Raw genomic sequence first — 19943 nt, 5'->3', positions numbered from 1 at the left:
AAATTTGAATATAAATAGGATAAATTTATCCGAAATAAAAATCATTATGGAAACAATACACAAAGAATCACAAAAACAAATTGGACAGTATGTTGCAGACGATTTTAGAACTGCGGCTGTATTTGCAAAATATAAAATAGATTTCTGTTGCAACGGAAACAGATCTGTTGAAGAAGCTTGTGAAAAAAAAGACATTGACAGTAACACCGTGTTAGAAGAATTGGAAACAGTTTTAAACTCTAACACAGACCAATCTATTGATTATAAGTCCTGGCCATTAGATTTATTGGCTGAATATATTGAGAAAAAACACCACCGTTATGTGGAAGAAAAAATTCCTGTTTTACGTCAGTTTTTAGATAAATTATGTAAAGTTCATGGAGAGCGTCATCCGGAATTATTTAAAATCAATGAACTTTTCAGTTCATCAGCAGGAGAATTGGCAAGCCATATGAAAAAAGAAGAATTGATTCTTTTCCCTTTTGTAAAAAAAATGGTGAAAGCAAAATTGGAAGCAGGTTCCATCCTGTCACCACAATTTGGAACGGTTGAAAACCCTATTGCAATGATGATGCATGAACATGATACAGAAGGTGAACGCTTTAGACAAATAGCTGAATTAACAAATGATTACAATCCTCCAGCCGATGCCTGCAATACTTATAAAGTAACCTTCGCAATGTTGAATGAATTTGAAAAAGATTTGCATTTACACATTCATTTAGAAAACAATATTTTATTCCCTGAAGCTATAAAATTAGAACAACAATTTAATTAATAGCAAATTTTAAATTTCTAATATTTAGTGAATAAATTCCGGAAGATTGCTTTTGCGTTTTCTGGAATTTATATTTTTAGGGTATTTTTATAAAAACCAACTTACCAATGTCTAAAAAACATGTTTTAATATGCTTACTTAACTTTTTTATAGCTGCAGTTTTAGGGTTGGCATTGCGTTATTTTTTTGTACAACCTGTGGATTTGGATTATCGATTTTTAACCCATGCCCATTCCCATATTGCTATGTTGGGTTGGGTGTATTTAATGTTATTTACACTTATTGTTCATTATTTTGTTCTAGAGAAAAAACCTGTCTATAATAAGCTATTTTGGGTTACACAATTTTCAGTTTTTGGTATGTTATTTAGCTTTCCGTTTCAAGGGTATGCAGTGGTTTCAATTACGTTTTCAACCTTGCATATTTTTTGCAGTTATTATTTTGCATATTTAACTTTTAAGTATCACAAGACCGAATCGGTTGTAACTAGTTATTTGCTAAAAGCTTCGTTGGTATTTATGTTGCTTTCTACAGTAGGTGTTTGGTGTTTGGGTCCTGCCGTTGCAACTGTTGGGCAAGCTTCAGCATTTTATCAAATAGCCATTCAATTCTTTTTACATTTTCAGTTTAATGGTTGGTTTTTAATAGCCGTTATAGCTGTTTTATTTCATAAATTAAAGCTTAAGGACTCAAAACAGTTTCAACTATTCTTTAAACTCTTAATTGTTTCAACGGTATTCACTTTTGCATGGCCTGTTCATTGGTTAGCACCTCATAATTCTTTGTTGTGGATTAATGGTTTTGGTGTTTTACTGCAAATTGGGTTACTATTTTACTTTTATAAATTTGTTAAACCTGTATTTGGAGTGTTAATAAAGAACCAATTAAGTATTGTAAAACTTATGTATGGTTTTGCCTTGCTGTGTCTTGTTTTAAAAATTGTTTTGCAATCAACCTCATTATTTCCAGAGGTTTCAAATATGGTTTTTCAAAACAGAAACTTTATAATAGGCTTCATTCATTTAACCATGTTAGGGGTTATTTCTGGATTTTTATTTGCATTTTTATTGCAAACTGATTTAATAGAACAAACCAAATTACTCACTTTTGGAATAGTTTCTTTTGTTTTGGGGTTTATATTAACCGAAGTAATTCTGGCTATTCAAGGTGTTTTGTTTTATTTCGGACAAGGGTTGATATCCAATTATTATCTCATCCTATTCCTAAGTAGCATCTTATTACCTCTTGGTATAGGATGCTTCATTTTAAATATTTTAAAAACTAAAAATTATGTCGCAAAAACCATTGAAGCGCCACAAAGCTTTACAACCTTTAAGTAGAGAACATCACCACGGATTATTATTGTCTTGGAAAATTAGAGCTGGCTTTAGCAAAAATATCGAGCCTGAACGTATCAAGGTATATGCCGATTGGTTTTTTAAAACCCATTTGATACCTCATTTTGAATTGGAAGAACAATACGTTTTTTCTATTTTGAAAGCAGATAATGACTTGATTAAACGTGCTTTATCAGATCACAGACGGTTAAAAAAATTGTTTTTAGATGAAGATATAAAAAATGCTTTAAGTAAAATTGAAGAAGTTTTAGAACAACACATTCGGTTTGAAGAACGCGTTCTGTTTCCGGAAATTCAAAAAATAGCCACCGAACCTGAGTTGGAATTCATAGAAAAAATTCACCAAGAAGCTGATTTTATAGATAAGCTTGATGATGAATTCTGGAAATAGTCACTCTTTTTTAAGGGGTTACTTTTATAATACTTTCAATAGTTTCTTTATTATCAACGCCTAAACCTTCTTGTTGATGTACTAATTCACCTTGTGCATTGAATACTGAAATGATGTTGGAATGGGAAAAATCAATAGGTGAAATTTCTTTGTATTTTACTGATAACACATTCGCAAATTCGCGAACACCACTTACCGAACCCTGTAAAAACATCCATTGGTCACCATCCATAGCATTTTCTTTTGCGAAAGCTTTTAGTTTCTCTGTAGTATCAGTTTCTGGGTCGATGCTTACCATAACAAATTGAATGTTTTTTATTTTTTTAGCAGGAATTTGAGCTTCAATATTTCGCATATCGGCCACTAAACGTGGGCAAGCTGCTTTGCATGATGTGTAAATCATGACCATGACCAAGGTTTTCCCTTTAAGCTCTTTTAGCTGAATGGTTTTGCCTTCTTCCGTATTCCAATGAGATGTTAAATTAAAAATGGATTCTTCTGAAATGGTACTGTCATTAACCAATTTATAGCTGGTTTCAACCGCTATTAAATCCATATGACAAACAGGACAACTTCCCGCTTCATTATAGGTTTTATCTCCTTCGCATTGCATAGGACACTGATAAACTTCAATAGTTCCATCGTTTGATTTTTTATCAGATTTACAACTTTGAAATGCTAAAACGGTTATAAATGCAAATACAAGATATTTTAAATGTTGCATGGTTTTACTTTAAATTAATGTCTTTGGCACAGCGAAAACCTAAGTTTTTCATTGAGTATTTTGCTTTTAAGCTACCTCGAATGGCGTACCGCATAAAAGCGGCATAATTCATTAAATCGGTGGCATTAACAGCGGCACTTCCACAGAATAAATTACTGTCTTTGTCTACATCTTTTCTAGATTCTCCAGTTATTAAAACGGAATTAAAATCTAAAGTCCATTCCCAAACTAAGCCATGTAAATCGTGAACGTCCCAAGCATTTTTTTGATGTTCTCCAATAGTATTTTCATTAAATCTGGGAGCTTCATACCAAGCTAAAATTTGTTTGTTATAAGACGGTTTTTTTCGAGCATCTTTCGTGGTTTCGTCTGCCATGGCTACATATTCCCACTCGTCAACCGTTGGCAACCGTTTACCTTGGCATTCACAATAATCTTTAGCGGCAAACCAAGAAATATAGGTAATAGGACTGTTTGGTTTTTCAGAAGCTTTAAGTTCTAAATCATTTTTCCAATTAGATAAATAACTGGTATCTGCAAATAATTTTATGACTTTAGATTTTTGCCATTTAGGATATTTTTTAACAAAATTTTCATACTCAGCATTTGTAATAGGATATACATCTATTTCAAAATCTTTTACTTCAACCACGGTTGAATCGCGCCCATAAAGTGGTATATAACGACTTCCCTTTATGAAAACCATGCCTTCAGACTGGGCAAAAAGGAATGTCTGAATCACTAACAATGCGATGAATAGTCTGAAGGCTTTGGTTTTCATTTTACTCTTATTTATTTTCTGTTTTTCACTTTCTCAACCATAGCTTTTGTTATCACTTTTTTAGAGTTACCCCAACTGTTGTACACGTAAGTCAATACGTTTGCAATCTCATCCGGAGATAGCATTTGACGTGTCATGACACTATTGTATTTCTGACCATTAACAGTAATTTCTCCTGTTAAACCATGTAGAACAACACCAATAGCTCTATCAACATCGGCATTTAAATAATCTGATTTTGCTAGAGGAGGAAATGCATTAGGCACGCCTTGTCCTTCGGCTTGGTGACAAGCAAAACAGGTTTGCATGTAGGCTTGTTTACCAAATTCCATTTGTTCTTCAAATGATTTTGCAGGAATTTCTGAAGCAACAATTTCACCTGTTGTTGGCATCGATTGGATACCTGGGCCTTCGGGTAAATAAATGTCATCACGTAGTTCGCCTGAATATATTTTTTTGTCTTTTTCGCCCTCTACTTTTAGCATCCCTAAAGCGCCTTTATTGAAGGCTCTAAAAATAGAGTGGTCTACTAAAATGAATGTTCCGGGTACATCTACTTTAAATTCTATCATGGCAGCACCACCAGCAGGAATCAAAGTAGTTTGTACATTTTTATTGATTAAATCGCCACCTTCGACGTGAACTTTATCAAAAATTTCACCAATAACATGGAAAGACGACACCAATCCTGGACCACCATTACCAACAAACAATCTTACGGTTTCTCCAACTTTAGCAGTTATGGCATTATCGCCTGTTAATGATCCTACTTTGCCATTAAACACCACATAATCAGCTTTTTCATCCACTGCTTTTTGCATATCAAAAGGTTGTAAACCACGCTCTCCGTTAGCGCCTTTTGTATAAAAGTCGCCTTGCATGATGTAATATTCTTTGTCAACTAAAGACAAACCACCTTCTGGCTCCACTAAAATGAGTCCGTACATCCCATTGGCAATGTGCATTCCTACTGGTGCAGTGGCACAATGGTACACGTATAAACCAGGGTTTAAAGTTTTAAATGAAAATGTTTTTTCGTGTCCGGGCGCTACAAACGATGATTCGGCACCACCACCTGGGCCAGTTACAGCATGCAAATCAATGTTATGCGGAAGTTTGTTGTTTGGATGGTTTTGTAAATGAAACTCAACTTCATCGCCCACACGAGTTCTTATAAAACTACCTGGTACTGTACCACCAAAAGTCCAATAAACATATTTAACACCATCGGTCATTTCGCCTTCTTTTTCAAGAATTTCCATTTTCACAATCAGTTTTTTGGCTTTTCGTTTACCCACAGGTGTTGGTACATGAGGTGGCGATGTCAATTCAGCGATCATTTCCCTGTTTACGGGAATATCGGCTGCGTTATCGTAAACAGTTTCTTTATTATCGAAACATGACGCTAAAAATAGCATACTAGCTACTGAGAATACAAATAATAAATGGGAATGTTTCATTTCTAAAAATCTTATAGTTAGTTTTTAAAGAGGATAAATTTATCTTTTTTGTGAAATCAAAATTAATAAATAAGAAATGTATGAAATATGACAAAAGTCATTAAATGAAAAAAAATATCTGTTGTTTGCAGACTTCAAATGAATAAAGCTTACAAGAATTAAAAATAAAATCTCACAAAAGGTGCCCAAGCATCGGCGTAAATACTTTTGTTTTTGTCATATAAAAGGTCGTATCTAATGCCAATAGTAACATTTCCGTTTCTATAACCTGCACCTAAAAATAAAGCGGGAGACCAATAGTTTTCATCGGCTATTCCTAAATCATCTTCCCATTTTCTGTTAACATTCAGCTCTTCAAATTCGGCAGACAGTTGGATCTCGTTAATAGGGCTAAATAAACTAATGATACTTCCTCCAAAAATAGTAGATTTATAGAAGTTTTTTTGCGAATTGTAAGTGCCATTCAATCCGAGCCCTAAGGCTACTTGATTGTTAAATTCATAAATGGCACTTGGGGCTAATGTGCCACTAAAAAAGCCATCGCCAAAACTTAGGCCAACACTGCCTCCAAAACGTACGGAATTCCAAAAATCATCATGGTTTTGTTGCGCGTTTAAATTGTGCGAAACACTAAGAATAATGAAAAAAAATGGTATTGTAATTTTAATGATTGAATAAAATCTATTCATATAAATAGAAATATTTAAAAAATTAACATAAAAAATTAACTTATTAATATTACGGTTGTTATTGGTTTATAAATATAAAAAAAGAAACATCTAATTTTACTAAAAGTTGTATTTTTGCTGAAATTTGACTTAAATTAAGTGTATTAAAAAATATAATGGATAAATTTTCCTTTTTAAACGCAGCACATACATCGTATTTTGCCGATTTATATGACCAATATTTACAAAGTCCAGATTCAGTAGAACCAAGTTGGAGAGCCTTTTTTCAAGGGTACGACTTTGGTAGTGAAAACTATGGATTACAGGGCGAAATTGTTGAAGGTGTTTCAACCCAAATGCCAGAATCTCTTCAAAAAGAGTTTCAAGTAGTAAAACTTATTGATGGCTATAGAATGCGAGGGCATTTGTTTACCAAAACAAACCCAGTTCGCGAACGTAGAAGTTATGAACCAACATTGGCTATCGAAAATTTCGGCCTTAGCGCAAACGATTTAGATACCGTTTTCAATGCTGGTGAAGTTTTAGGTATTGGAGCTCAAACGTTGCGCGAAATTTTAGTTCACTTAAATAAAATTTACTGCAGTTCTATTGGGGTTGAATACATGTATTTGCGCAACCCAGAGGTTATTGGTTGGTGGCAAAGTCAGTTAAATGTTAACGACAACCAGCCTAATTTTGATAAGGAAACCAAAAAATATATTCTTTCTAAATTAAATCAAGCCGTTACTTTTGAGAATTTTTTACAGACCAAATATGTTGGGCAAAAACGATTTTCATTAGAAGGTGGCGAATCGCTTATACCAGCACTTAGTAACACATTATATATTTCTAGTGAAAAGTATGGTGTTAAAGAGTGTGTTTTAGGAATGGCTCACCGTGGTCGCTTAAGCACTTTGGTTAATATATTTAGAAAACCAGTTCACGAACTTTTTAGCGAGTTTGATGGTAAAGATTTTGAAGAATTGGATTTTGATGGCGATGTGAAATACCACTTAGGTTTAACTTTAGATAAAACCTACCAAAACGGAAAAACCATCAAAATGAACTTAGTGCCGAATCCTTCGCATTTAGAAACAGTTGCTTCTGTTGCCGAAGGTATTACGCGTGCTAAAATAGATACCGATTATAATGGTGATGACTCTAAAATTTTACCAATAATCATACATGGAGATGCTGCTATTGCAGGTCAAGGTATTGTATACGAAGTGGCGCAAATGAGTCAACTAAATGGTTACAAAACCGGAGGAACACTTCATATTGTAGTTAATAACCAAATAGGGTTTACTACTAATTATTTAGATGCTCGTTCTAGTACTTATTGTACCGATGTTGCTAAAGTAACATTGTCTCCAGTATTGCACGTAAATGCTGATGATGCAGAGGCAGTTGTTCATGCTGTTGAATTGGCTTTAGCTTATAGAATGCGTTATAAAAAAGATGTTTATATAGATTTATTAGGTTATAGAAAATACGGACATAATGAAGGTGATGAACCTCGTTTTACACAACCAAAATTATACAAACAAATAGCGAAACACGATAATCCGTTTAAAATATATTCAGATAAATTAATTGCTGAAAAAACAATAGATCAAGCATATACCGACGGTATTACCGAGGAATTTAAAAATGTTTTGGAAACAGCTTACGAAAAATCCAAAGACGAAAAATCTTCTAAAGTAAGAGAGTTTATGATTGAGCGTTGGAACGGTTTTAGCCGTAAAGGACTTGAAGAGATGCTTCAAAATGAAAACACGACGTATCCAAAAAGCGATTTAGAAGGTATTGCCAAAGTGGTTTCAACAGTTCCAGAAGGTGTTAAGTTTGTGCGTAAAGCAGAAAGAATTTTGGAAGGTAGAGCTTCTATGGTTTTTGAAACCGATACTTTAGATTGGGGTATGGCAGAAACTTTAGCTTACGGAAGTTTATTAGAAGAAGGCTTCAGCATTCGTATTTCAGGTCAAGATGTGGAACGTGGAACGTTTAGCCACCGTCATGCTATTTTACGTGATGAAATTTCAGAAGATCGTATTAATTTATTAAACACCAACCCGAAGAATAAAGGTAAAATGGATATTTTCAATTCCTTTTTATCTGAATATGGTGTACTTGGTTTCGATTATGGTTATGCCATGGCAAACCCAAATACCTTAACCATTTGGGAAGCACAGTTTGGTGATTTTAGTAATGGGGCCCAAATTATTTTCGACCAGTATTTATCGGCTGCTGAAGATAAATGGAAAGCTCAAAATGGTATTGTGGTATTGTTGCCCCATGGTTATGAAGGGCAAGGTTCAGAACACTCTTCTGCAAGAATGGAGCGTTTTTTACAATTATGTGCCGATGATAATATGATTGTTGCCGATTGTACAACGCCTGCAAACTTTTTCCATTTGTTACGTCGTCAAATGAAACGCGATTTTAGAAAACCATTAATCGTATTCACACCAAAAAGTTTATTGCGTCATCCAAAAGCGGTATCGTCATTAAATGAATTAGCTACAGGAGAGTTCCAAGAAGTTATAGACGATACTTTAAACCCAGAGCAAGTAACCAAATTGGTTTTCTGTACAGGTAAATTCTATTACGATTTATTGGCGCAACGCGAGAAATTGGAAAACAATAGTGTTGCTTTGGTAAGAATAGAGCAGTTATTCCCGCTTCATGAAGAGAAAATTAAGCAAATAATAGCTAAGTATCCAAATGTGAAAAATTATATTTGGGCTCAAGAAGAACCTAAAAACATGGGTGCTTGGAGCCATGTAGCACAACGCTTGGATTTTGTTAAACTAGAAGTTATGTCAAGACCATATAGTTCAGTGCCTGCTCCAGGTTCTGGCACAAGAGATAAGAGAAGACAACAAAGAGTTATTGACCAAGTATTTGAAATCCTATAACATAAAATTGGAGTTGAAAAACTCGTAAAAACATTAAAATAAAAAGAATGATTTTAGAAATGAAAGTGCCTTCACCAGGCGAGTCTATAAAAGAAGTTGAAATAGCAACTTGGTTAGTTCAAGATGGCGATTATGTTGAAAAAGATCAAGCTATCGCTGAGGTAGATAGTGATAAGGCAACATTGGAACTTCCTGCGGAAGCAAGTGGAATTATCACACTTAAAGCTGAAGAAGGCGATGCTGTGGCGGTAGGTGCTGTAGTATGTTTAATAGATACAAGTGCTGCAAAACCAGAAGGTAGTGCAGATGCACCAAAACAAGAAAAGAAAGAGGAAGAACCAAAAGCAGAGGCTCCAAAACCAGAAGCTGTTAGTTCTAGCGCAGTCGAAAACAAAACATATGCTACAGGAACAGCAAGTCCTGCTGCTAAAAAGATTTTAGCCGAAAAAGGTATGGAGGCTTCTTCAATTTCTGGAACAGGGAAAGATGGACGTGTAACTAAAGAAGATGCTATTAGTGCTGTACCTTCAATGGGAACACCTACAGGAGGTAGCCGTGGTGCATCAAGAAGCAAAATGTCTATGTTACGTCGTAAAGTAGCAGAGCGTTTGGTAGAAGCTAAAAATACAACGGCTATGTTAACTACTTTTAATGAAGTAGATATGTCGCCAATTTTCGCTTTACGTAACGAGTATAAGGATACCTTTAAAAACAAACACGGCGTTGGTTTAGGATTCATGAGTTTCTTTACACTTGCCGTAGTAAGAGCATTAAAAATGTATCCAGCGGTAAATTCAATGATTGATGGAAACGAAATGGTTTCCTATGATTTCTATGATATCAGTATTGCGGTTTCAGGACCAAAAGGATTGATGGTGCCAGTAATTAGAAATGCTGAAAATTTAAGTTTTAGAGGTGTTGAATCTGAAGTAAAACGCTTAGCGCTTCGTGCTAGAGATGGTCAAATTACTATTGATGAAATGACTGGAGGAACATTTACTATTACAAACGGAGGTGTTTTTGGAAGTATGTTATCCACGCCTATTATTAACCCACCTCAAAGTGGTATTTTAGGGATGCATAACATTGTAGAGCGTCCTGTAGCTGTTAATGGTAAGGTTGAAATTCGCCCTATCATGTATGTGGCGCTTTCATACGATCACAGAATTATTGATGGTAAAGAAAGTGTCGGATTTTTAGTAGCTGTAAAAGAAGCCCTAGAAAATCCTACAGAGCTTTTAATGAATAATGATGTTAAAAGAGCTTTAGAACTTTAGTTAAAAAGACTTTAATTAAATAAAAAAGTGCTAACACATTAAAATCGTGTTAGCACTTTTCTTTTTTAAAGAAAAAACTAACTTAAACAATAAACAATATTTATAGCAATTACAATAACAACTAGTGTAATTAACCCTATTATGAAATATTTGTCCAGAAAACTATTGTCTTTTTCCATAGCCTTAATTTTTTTCGACATCATAATAAAAACTCTGCACACTTTAAGGCAGAGTATTTATTTTGATTATCCCTTAAAATTAATTAATAGCAGTGTAAAGATAAGTTTTGGTTGTGTGAAAAAAAATACGCACTTCTACGTATTTTTCAAATTTTGAAGTTGGGAAGTTCTATAAAATGCAGAAAGCTTTAAGCATTACACTTAAAGCCTTCTTTTAATTCTCCCTAAGAACTAATTAATAGCACTGTAAAGATAAGTTGAATTAATGGCAAAAAAAATACGCACTTCTACGTATTTTTATAAATGGTCTTTATTAACATTGGCCCAAATTGAAAGCGATGTTGGTTTATTGTCCAAACCTAGTTTTAATACAATATTGCTTCGGTGTTTATCTACGGTACGATTGGATATTGAAAGTTCTTCAGCAATATCTTGACTTGTTTTATTATTGGAAATAAGTTTAACTATTTTTAATTCTGCTTTGGTTAAAAGGTTTAACTTCTCAGGTTTGTTATTCGTATTATGGTCTAAATATGAAGCGATTTCGTCACTAAAATAGGGTGTATTGTTTATAACATTTTCAATGCAGGTTTCAATTTCTTCAATAGCAAATTCTTTTAAAATATAGCCATACACATTAAATTCTTTGGCTTTGTCAAATAATTCTTCTTCTTTATCGAAAGTGATAAGTATTACTTTAGTAGGAAGATTGTTTTTTTTACAAGCTTCAGCTATTTCTAACCCTGTTCTTTGTGGCATTCTAATATCTAGAATAGCAATTTCAGGTTTTAGCTTTATAATTAGGTTGTAAGCCGTATTGCCATCTTGGGCACTTCCAACAATGGTAAAGCCTTTTGAATTTAAAAAATCGGTCAGTCCACGAAGCATAAGCGGATGGTCGTCTGCAATTACAATTGAAGTGTTCATCTAAGGGAATTAAAGTGCTATTAATGGAAAAGGTAAATATAATAAATATTAAAGTTTTAAGTAAAGATATTTCTTCTCATAGTCTATAATGGCGTTCGATTTTTTTAAAATATCGGCACCAATAATACCATCCACAGGTTTTGATTTATGATTTATTAGAGCAGTGTTTACATGCGTTAGGTTAAATAAAACTAAAACCACTTTGTTTGTTTCCCATTTTCCAATTTTCACCTTGTTTTTATTGGACATTTTGGTTTCCATATTAATCGCTCCAGCACCAGCCGCCAAAATATTGGAATCTTTAACTTTTAGATTGAAATTGTCCACAGCCTCAAAACCTACACACGAGTTTGATGCACCCGTATCTAAAATAAAGCGTCCTTTAATACCATTTAAAGTTGCTTTTATTTCAAAATGGTTAGTTTTGGTTAGGCGTAACTTAACACGTACATAGCCTTTGTTAAGAAGAAATTCCTCTAGTGTTTCTGTCATGATTTTTATATTTCAACAATAAAAGTAACACAATCAAACTTAATGCTATGCCAAAAATCATATAAAATATGGTATAATCTGGTGTTGCTTTTTCAAGCGTTCCATAATAAACAAAGGCACTCCAATAGTATGGCGACTTTTTTATATTGCTAATCGTTTCGTTTTCGAGGTATTCTACTTTTGAATGATGATTTGCTATAGATGCCGATTCAGTAGTGTTGTAGTTTTCATAAAACGATTGCATGAGTTGTGAGGTTGATAAATCATTAATTTGCCACAAGCTAAATAATAAATTTTCTGCGCCAGCATACTGAAAACCACGAGCCATACTCATGGCACCTTCACCTTTGTAAAGTTTTCCAATACCCGTTTCGCAGGCACTTAAAACAACCAAATTAGGATTCAAATCTAAACTGTACAATTCGTTTAAAATGATGGTATCATCGTAAAACGAAATATTGGCAGGGTTTATAAAATCGCCACTACTGGCATGGGTTGACAAATGTATGATACTGTATTTGGAAGCATTTTTAAGAAAGTTGGTTTTTGAAGCCTTGGAATTCATCAAAATATTTGAATGCATTTCTTTTTGAATAGCCTCGGCTTCATCTATAGAATAAGTAAGCTTTTGATTGGTATTTTCAAACACAGGGAAAATACCAAGTAAACTTTTGTTATTGGTTTTTTTAAGTTCGGTTAAATAAAACGTTGCACTAGAATTATAAACTACATAATGGTTTTTAACTACAAAGGGCATTTGTGAGAATGAAGTTGTACTAGTTTTAGCAGTAAGCAAAGCTTCAAACGGGATAAAATTTAGCAAACCATCGGGTATAATAATCACATTTTTATAGTTTGAAATATTGTTGAATTTCAACAACTCAAAAACATTGAACGCTTGATGTGTATAGCTGTTTATGTTATTATTAATTACCGAAGCATCATCAAATAAATGAATAAAATCTACTATGCTTTTTCTTACGGTGTTGGTTAAATGAATGCTTTCAACTTTAATGTCTATTTCAGAAATAACAAATTGATATAAGGTGTTTTTTCCGAAGAAATATTCAACTAAAACCGCTTGGTCTTCCTTTAATTTTTTTTGAAGTGTTTCTAAAGAAAGCGAATGGTTGTCTTCGGGATATTTTTTTGAAATTGCCAATTTCAGCGATTTTAACTGAAGGCTGATGCTGCTTAATTTTTCACTTAAACTGTTTACTGTTGATGCTTTATTGCTGCTAAGTTGTTCTTTTATCAATAAACCTGTGTAGTATTCTTGGGTTTTTAAAAGTTTGAATTCTTTAATTAACAAACTGTCGTTTGGAAACTGTAGCAAACGCATTTTTTTATTGTGCATATCCTTTAAAACCGAAGCTTTGTTGTTCTCGGAATATTTAAAAGCCTCAAACAAAAGCGATTTATTTTTGGTTTGTTGGTAGCTGTTTACAAGCAAATCAATACAAAGTTCGCTTCTGCTTCTGTTGGTGGTTTCGTTAAAAATTTTAGCTTCTTGCGAGGTCCAGTTTTCTTGTAATAATTCTGAAACATAGAAACTTAAATTATAACTTTTTAAAGCCGTGTCTGTATGGGTTTGTACAACTGAGAATAGGTCAAAAATATCTATAAAGGTATTTTCTGTGTATAAATCTTTTTTATCAGGCAACCCCGCTTTTTTAAGGTTGGGTAATAAGGTATTTGTAGCACGTTGTAAACTTTTTAATGCGTTGTTTGGTTGTTTAAGCAAATGGTATAATTGAGCTTCTTCAACATAAAATTTAGCTAATTCTCTTTCAGATAAATCAGCTTCAGAAATAGATTCTTTTGCTTTTTTTAATGCATTTAATGCAGTTACATAATCATTCTTTTGAAGCGCAACAATGTATTGGCTTTTATAAGTTTTAAATATTGAAGACGAGGCAGAACGATGTAAAGAAGCAACGTCGTCAAATTTATTTAAAGCTAATAAACTGTTACTTTTTATACTTTGAAGCAATTCTTTTTGGTTCTTATTTATGTTATGAAGCTTCGAGGCGTCTTCAATAATTTTTAATACCGTTTCGTGTTTGTTTATGGTTTGATACAATTTAGCTAAATTGATAGCGCCACTTATTTTGTGTTTTGTGGTCTTGCTTTTTTCTGCTAAAAAAATGTATTGGTTTATGGTGCTAACAGCGTTGGTGTAATCGCCAGTTTTGGTATATAAATTGCCCAATGGTTTTAGGCAACTTTCAATAATATCAAAATCTGAAAGTTTTGAAAGCTCGTTGTTGTTGAAACGTTTTAAAGCATCTTCATAAGTGGAAATGGCTTCTTTTAGTCTTGAATGTTCATCTAAATAATATCCTTTATGGCATTGTAAAAAAACGAGTGCCAATTGTTCGTCTTTCGTTTTTACATGGTTTTTAAAAGTTACTTCCTGCTGAGTTAATAGTTTTAACGATGTATCATTTCTATTACTAATAAATGTTTCAGCAGCGGTATAAATAGCTTCTTCTAAATTTTGAGAAAAAGAAATTCCGCAGATAAAAAAAAGTAGAATAAAAATGGTTATTTTCATAATTTAGTCATTACTGCAAGGTTTTAATAATCTTGGTGTGTATTGTTAAACCTACAAGGTTTCTAAAACCTTGCAGGTTGTGTTGCCAAAAGCACCTTAGGCTCAGAATTTCCAAATGGCGTAAAATTGCCAATAGTTAAAATTTTTTTCAAAATTCATAATATAACGCGCACCCAAACTAGGGCCAATTCTAGAAAAACCTGCTGTAGCTTCAAATAGTAACCCTGTTCTTAAATTGGTAAATGAATTGGATACCTTATTGGTGTCTTCTTTAGTGCTAATTACAGGGCCATCTGTGGTATCACCTTCAAATTGTTCGATTAAAACCGATTGCTCTTGTTTTTCACTTAATGAAATGGTGTTTTGTAAACCGGCTCCAAGTCCTATATAATTGTTTACATTATAACGCAATAAAACAGGAACGTCCCAATCGATATTTTCAAACGAATTGCTTGTTGTGGTACGTTGTAAGGTTCTAATACCTTGGGTATCTTGTACAAATTCTGTAGTTACATTGGTGTCGGAATCGTAATTATGAAAATTATTCATCAATTCTACCTGCCAATACCAACGATAGGATTTGTATGGAGAAAGTGTAACGCCAAAAAAGTAACTTTCAGAATTGTTTAAATCTGAAAAGGAATTCACCCCAACTTTTGCACCAATTGAAATACCTGGCAGAAAACGAGTGGTTGAGTAATTTGTGAAAATCGGATCGTTTTTATCAAAAATGATGGCGGTTCTACTTTTGGTTTTTTGTTTGTGAAAATCTTTGGCAAATTTGATGCTGTATTTTACAAACCCTTTTGTAGAATCATATTCCTTTACGTTTTTTTGTTCGCTACCCGGAAGATAAATATTTTTAAAAGTGAAAATAGCCTGCGTATCGGTAAACGTGGTGTCTAAACAACTATACAATACTTCTTTTTTGGGGCAAATATCGCACTTGGGGTACATGTCTAAAACCTTTAGGGTCGATTTATCCAACATATCAGGAATATCGGTTTCTAAACGAATGGTACGTGCAGGACCCTCGCCATTATTTTGAAATTTGATTTTGTATTTCAAGGTTTTAAAACGTACCAAACGGTAATTCATAAATGTGCCGTTTGATGACATTTTATTAGGATCGTGCGAGGTTACGATTTCCATTTCCATATCCTTTACTTTATGATTATCGTAATTGGCATCGGGCACATAAATACCACGTACTGAAATGATGGCGCTGGTATCTTTAAGCATTTCTGGCGTGGTTTTTAAACTGAAAAAGATGTTGCGTTCTTCCTTAGGTTGTATATTATCGAATTCTAAAAGGCTCCAATTTTTATAAAAAGCTTTAGAGTTTGCAATGGTTAATGGCAAATTGGTTTTTTCGGTAGAATCTTGTGCAAAAGTTCGAGCGTTTATGAAATCATTATTTGAACTTACCAAATAGTTGCCATCATCATCAATATTTCTGGTAAACGCGAAGCCTTCAGCATTTGTGTTTTTTTCACTGTTATAGGTTCTGGTTTCTATTAACTCGAAATTATTGGCTTTGTATTGGTGTTCATTGTAAAAAAGATACAATTTACCGTTTGTAGTATAATCTTTTGGGTTTTTATAGCTTAGTATAACTACGATTTCTTCATCTGGAACGGGTTCGCGGTTACGTTTTAGTATGAAGTCTTCATCCATAGTAGCTACGTCATTATAAGGGGTGGTGATGTTGCTTATGGCAATTTTTTTAGGTCGGGTGGTTGGTGGTTTTCCAGTATCGTAATTATTGGTTGCCCATAATTTTACTTCGTACTCACCAGGTTTTTTATAAGTGTGTTTTGGGTTTTCTTGGGTGCTGTAATGGCCATCGCCAAATTCCCAGTAATGGGTGTAAAAGGCTTTTGGTGCGCCTGCTATTTGGTTTAAAGCAGGTGTTTCGGGGGTGAATGTGACTTCGTTACCATGGGTTGTGTTTTTAATGGTAGCAATGCGCGTTAATGTATCGTTTACAATTAGTTTTTGGGCATAACTGTAAACGCCAATTAAAAATAAACATAGAAAATAAAACCGTTTGTTCATGTTTATAAGGTTTAAATAGATTTTAAATATACGAAAAGAGATATTTATCAAATTGTTTTAATTCATTTTGGCAGTAAGTTTGATAAGATTACAGAAACATTGGCACATATAATTGATAATATTATGCAGACTATAATGAATATGGTAACAAACTTTTTCATGATGTATTCTTTTATACCATTATACTAAATTTTAGAAGACCTCATAGGTTTTTAAAAACCTGTGAGGTCTAAAAAATCCCAGAAACTGAAGTCTCTGGGATAAAAAAAGTAGGTTAAGAATTGTGGCAAACCATGATTTTTAAGTAGGTTGTAAACATGGAAAGATGTTTATGGTAAACCATTGATTATGGTTGTAAGTTGTGCTTCGGTAACTACTGAGGTTTCGTTTTCGTTTATTGTGATGATGCCGTTTTCTACAATAGTTGCTGCTTTTATAGCATATTTCCAATTACCACCATCTTCTGAGATGAAAATAACGTGACACTCCAATCCGATAGGAATTTGTCCGTAATGTTCGCTGAATAAACCTGAAACAGGATCGTAAGTATCAAGATTGGCTAAACCAGAATCTTCTCCATCGTAAGATAAATATACAGCAGAGTTGGTATTGTCGTAACCTTCTGGTACGTCTACAAGAATGGTTGTTTTTGGTCTTGGGTCGCTATAAAATCTATCTACGTTAGACCATCCGAAGTCGCCAATAAAAGCGTAATAGCTATTACCTTCGGCAAACACGCCACCTTGTCCGTTAGCGCCATCGCGTTTGTTTTCGGCCCAAGCAAGGTTTCCACCTTCATCAATAATACCATTCCATAAAATCATATCGTTATCTGTACCGCCAGTTAAAGCCGCAGGGATAATTAATTGAAAGTCGCAACTAGTATCTAAAGCAACGCCATTTTGTGTAGCTTCTACAAAAAACTCACCACCAGAAATTAATAGAGCTTTATCGCCATTTGGTAAAATTCCCATAGTAGGTTTGTTGGTGGTAAGCATGGTGCCTTTGTTAAATATTTCAACAAATTCGATATCTACAGCGCCAGTTACAGCGTTTCCGTTTTTGATTAAACAAGAACCATTAATGGTTATTTCTACACCGTTTTCTGATGTGAATGTTGCAGAACCATCTTCAGCATTAAACTGAAAATTTTGTGTAATGCTTTCCAAAGCTTGGTCTTTAATGGCGTTGAATTCTTCTGCGGTTGCAGGAATTACTAAATCGTCGTTGTCGTTTTTTGTACAGCTTGTAAATACTAAAGCAGTTACTAAAAGTGTTCCTAAAATGTGTTTTAAATTTTTCATGATTATTGGGTTTTAATTGTTATTCATTGTCATATAAACAGGATAACTATTTTGTTACCCTGTTTTGGTGATTTTTTTTATTTTTGAGGTTGACTGATGATTATTTTTGATACAACAGCGTCACCAGATGCTACTAAGGCAATCATTTTATTCGCATAATCTTCAGAAGATGCATAACCTTTAGCAAAACCTGTTTCGGTTTCAACTTCCCAGAAATAGTTTCTGTTGCTTGTTTCAGATTTTAAAACCAAATAGCTTTGGATTTCAGTTCCTAAAACAATTTCGCCTGAGCTAGATAAAGCAATCATTTCTTTGGCGATTTCAAGTGAAAGGGATGTTCCGGAATAAATACCTTTGTCTGTTTCTACTTTCCAGTCAAATACTTGAGCAATGTTTTCTTTTGTAAATGTTACAACTTCAGTTGAAGCGTTAAGGGTCTTGTTTTCATTGGTAGCGTTTATATTTAATATTGAAAAAGCTACTGTTGCGATAATTAAAATTGATTTTTTACTCACGTCATTAAATTTGTTAAAGTGTTCGTGAAATTTCTTTGTAATTTTCATGATTTCTAAATTTTTATGGATTAATAAAATTTTGTTTAACATTTTTGTTGTTACACCCTTATATCAAAACCATTTAAAAATTGTTACCCTTTTATTTTAAAGTTTTTTTAAATTAGCAGTAAATACAAGGGTTGATGAGCGAAAAAAAAATACATGAAGACCAGAAGTATATTGATGGATTGTTGAAAAACAACTCCTTTATTATACAAGCTATTTATGATAAGTTCGTGCCGAAGGTGCTTAATTATATAAAGCAGAATAGCGGTAGTGCCGATGAAGCCCAAGATGTGGTGCAAGACACTTTAATAACTATATATAACCAAGCAAGCCAAAAAAAATTAGAGCTCACTTGCCCTTTTGATGCGTACTTTTTTTTACTATGCAAACGCAAATGGTTAAATGAACTAAAAAAATCTTCTAATAAAGAGGTAACAATTAATGAGGAAGTTTTATTTAAAGATGACGACGCTCAAGAACTAGCGTTTGAAACAGATGTATTTGGCGAAAAACAAGCCTTATTTACCGAAATGTTTCAAAAACTGGGAAAAGCTTGTAAAGAACTGTTAACTGCTACTTTTAAAATTAAATCGATGGAAGAAGTAGCGGAAAGTTTAGGTGTAACTTACGCCTATGCTCGGAAAAAGAAATCTTTATGTATAGGCAAATTAACTGAGCTGGTTCAAGAGTCACCAAAATTTAACCAACTTAATAATTAATTGCTATGGAAGATCAAGATTATATACTATTTGAAAACTATCTGTTAGGAAACCTTTCTAAAGAAGATATAAATGCTTTTGAATTACGTTTAGAAACCGATTCAAAATTCAAAGAAAGCTTTAATACCTACAAAGAACTTTCCTCTTTTTTAGAACATAAATTTGAAAATGAAGAAGCCTCTACGGTATTTCAAAATAATTTAAAAAACATTTCAAAAACGTATTTTGAAAAGCAGGAATCACCTAGTAAATTAATGCGTTTTAAACCTTGGCAATATGCTATGGCGGCAAGTATAGCTTTGTTGTTTGGCATTGTGCTTTTTAATAATTTATCCGATCCTTCTTATGCCGATTATGCAAACTACGATTCCATAAGTTTAACCGTAAGAGGCGAACAAGATGCTTTATTAAAAACGGCCGAAAATGCCTTTAACGCTAAAGATTTTGCTAAAGCGGAAGCTGCTTTTAAAAGTTTGTTGGTGGCAGATAAAGACAATGCTGAATTGCAATTTTACAGAGCTGTATCTAACATAGAATTGAATCATTTTGAAATGGCCGAAAACACTTTAACGGGCATAGCCAAAGGACAATCGGCATATAAAAATAAAGCCATTTGGTATTTAGCGTTAAGTAAATTGAAACAAGAAGAATATCACGAATGTTTGGAAATTTTAAAAACCATTCCAGAAGATGCTGAAGATTATAAACAAGCCCAAAAACTTATTAAAAAGTTAGATTGATTCAGTCTGGTCGAGCGCAGTCGAGACCAATAAGCTAAAAAAGTATGTCAGA

The 19943-nt window shown here is 33.5% G+C and carries 17 protein-coding genes; 7 read left to right on the top strand and 10 right to left on the bottom strand.

Annotation, left to right across the window (positions count from 1 at the left end):
- Nucleotides 1–46: 46 nt before the first annotated feature.
- From ric to ACGK9U_RS00465, 3 genes are all read left to right on the top strand, one after another.
- On the top strand, nt 47–778 hold the full coding sequence (gene ric, locus ACGK9U_RS00475) for an iron-sulfur cluster repair di-iron protein (RefSeq protein WP_394464383.1): 732 nt from the start codon (nt 47–49) through the stop codon (nt 776–778).
- Nucleotides 779–885: 107 nt separating this feature from the next.
- Entirely contained in the window at nt 886–2118 is a 1233-nt protein-coding gene (locus ACGK9U_RS00470; RefSeq protein WP_394464382.1) for a hypothetical protein, read from the top strand.
- Entirely contained in the window at nt 2069–2527 is a 459-nt protein-coding gene (locus ACGK9U_RS00465) for a hemerythrin domain-containing protein (RefSeq protein ID WP_394464381.1), read from the top strand. Before ACGK9U_RS00470 ends, ACGK9U_RS00465 begins: the two co-directional genes overlap by 50 nt.
- A 10-nt stretch (nt 2528–2537) precedes the next feature.
- Here the strand turns inward: ACGK9U_RS00465 and ACGK9U_RS00460 are convergent, their stop codons facing one another.
- The 4 genes from ACGK9U_RS00460 to ACGK9U_RS00445 form a co-directional block, all read right to left on the bottom strand.
- Complete coding sequence (locus tag ACGK9U_RS00460) at nt 2538–3251, bottom strand: SCO family protein (protein ID WP_394464380.1); 714 nt, start codon at nt 3249–3251, stop codon at nt 2538–2540.
- Between the two features lie 4 nt (nt 3252–3255).
- Nucleotides 3256–4032 (bottom strand): formylglycine-generating enzyme family protein, encoded by a 777-nt coding sequence (locus tag ACGK9U_RS00455; RefSeq protein WP_394464379.1) that lies wholly within the window; start codon nt 4030–4032, stop codon nt 3256–3258.
- An 11-nt stretch (nt 4033–4043) separates the two neighbouring features.
- Entirely contained in the window at nt 4044–5492 is a 1449-nt protein-coding gene (nirK, locus tag ACGK9U_RS00450; RefSeq protein ID WP_394464378.1) for a copper-containing nitrite reductase, read from the bottom strand.
- Between the two features lie 158 nt (nt 5493–5650).
- The gene (locus ACGK9U_RS00445; RefSeq protein WP_394464377.1) at nt 5651–6181 is read right to left on the bottom strand and encodes an alpha-ketoglutarate decarboxylase; all 531 of its coding nucleotides are present in this window, start codon (nt 6179–6181) and stop codon (nt 5651–5653) included.
- 155 nt (nt 6182–6336) lie between these two features.
- On the opposite strand from ACGK9U_RS00445, the gene ACGK9U_RS00440 reads away from it, so the two are divergent.
- Both ACGK9U_RS00440 and odhB read left to right on the top strand, forming a co-directional pair.
- The gene (locus tag ACGK9U_RS00440; protein WP_394464376.1) at nt 6337–9078 is read left to right on the top strand and encodes a 2-oxoglutarate dehydrogenase E1 component; all 2742 of its coding nucleotides are present in this window, start codon (nt 6337–6339) and stop codon (nt 9076–9078) included.
- Between the two features lie 47 nt (nt 9079–9125).
- Nucleotides 9126–10355 (top strand): 2-oxoglutarate dehydrogenase complex dihydrolipoyllysine-residue succinyltransferase, encoded by a 1230-nt coding sequence (odhB, locus tag ACGK9U_RS00435; RefSeq protein ID WP_394464375.1) that lies wholly within the window; start codon nt 9126–9128, stop codon nt 10353–10355.
- 476 nt (nt 10356–10831) lie between these two features.
- Here odhB and ACGK9U_RS00430 read toward each other — a convergent pair whose 3' ends face one another.
- The 6 genes from ACGK9U_RS00430 to ACGK9U_RS00405 form a co-directional block, all read right to left on the bottom strand.
- Complete coding sequence (locus ACGK9U_RS00430) at nt 10832–11461, bottom strand: response regulator (protein WP_394464374.1); 630 nt, start codon at nt 11459–11461, stop codon at nt 10832–10834.
- A 48-nt stretch (nt 11462–11509) separates the two neighbouring features.
- On the bottom strand, nt 11510–11953 hold the full coding sequence (locus ACGK9U_RS00425) for a TIGR02281 family clan AA aspartic protease (protein ID WP_394464372.1): 444 nt from the start codon (nt 11951–11953) through the stop codon (nt 11510–11512).
- Nucleotides 11922–14510, bottom strand: a complete 2589-nt coding sequence (locus ACGK9U_RS00420; RefSeq protein WP_394464371.1) for a CHAT domain-containing protein — start codon at nt 14508–14510, stop codon at nt 11922–11924. The genes ACGK9U_RS00425 and ACGK9U_RS00420 overlap by 32 nt, the downstream gene beginning before the upstream one ends.
- A gap of 102 nt (nt 14511–14612) precedes the next feature.
- Nucleotides 14613–16568 (bottom strand): PKD domain-containing protein, encoded by a 1956-nt coding sequence (locus tag ACGK9U_RS00415; protein ID WP_394464370.1) that lies wholly within the window; start codon nt 16566–16568, stop codon nt 14613–14615.
- Nucleotides 16569–16897: 329 nt separating this feature from the next.
- Nucleotides 16898–17872, bottom strand: a complete 975-nt coding sequence (locus ACGK9U_RS00410) for a hypothetical protein (protein ID WP_394464369.1) — start codon at nt 17870–17872, stop codon at nt 16898–16900.
- A 77-nt stretch (nt 17873–17949) separates the two neighbouring features.
- Nucleotides 17950–18435, bottom strand: coding sequence for a hypothetical protein (locus ACGK9U_RS00405; protein WP_394464367.1), 486 nt, complete (start codon nt 18433–18435; stop codon nt 17950–17952).
- Nucleotides 18436–18569: 134 nt separating this feature from the next.
- On the opposite strand from ACGK9U_RS00405, the gene ACGK9U_RS00400 reads away from it, so the two are divergent.
- Nucleotides 18570–19151: an RNA polymerase sigma factor gene (locus ACGK9U_RS00400; protein WP_394464366.1), complete on the top strand. Its 582-nt coding sequence runs from the start codon at nt 18570–18572 to the stop codon at nt 19149–19151.
- A 5-nt stretch (nt 19152–19156) separates the two neighbouring features.
- On the top strand, nt 19157–19891 hold the full coding sequence (locus tag ACGK9U_RS00395) for a tol-pal system YbgF family protein (protein WP_394464365.1): 735 nt from the start codon (nt 19157–19159) through the stop codon (nt 19889–19891).
- Nucleotides 19892–19943: the final 52 nt, after the last annotated feature.

It is taken from the genome of Mariniflexile sp. HNIBRBA6329, from assembly GCF_043558645.1.
Taxonomy (GTDB): domain Bacteria; phylum Bacteroidota; class Bacteroidia; order Flavobacteriales; family Flavobacteriaceae; genus Mariniflexile.
Note: the sequence above shows the minus strand (reverse complement) of the source record. Positions and strands in the feature narration are given on the sequence as shown.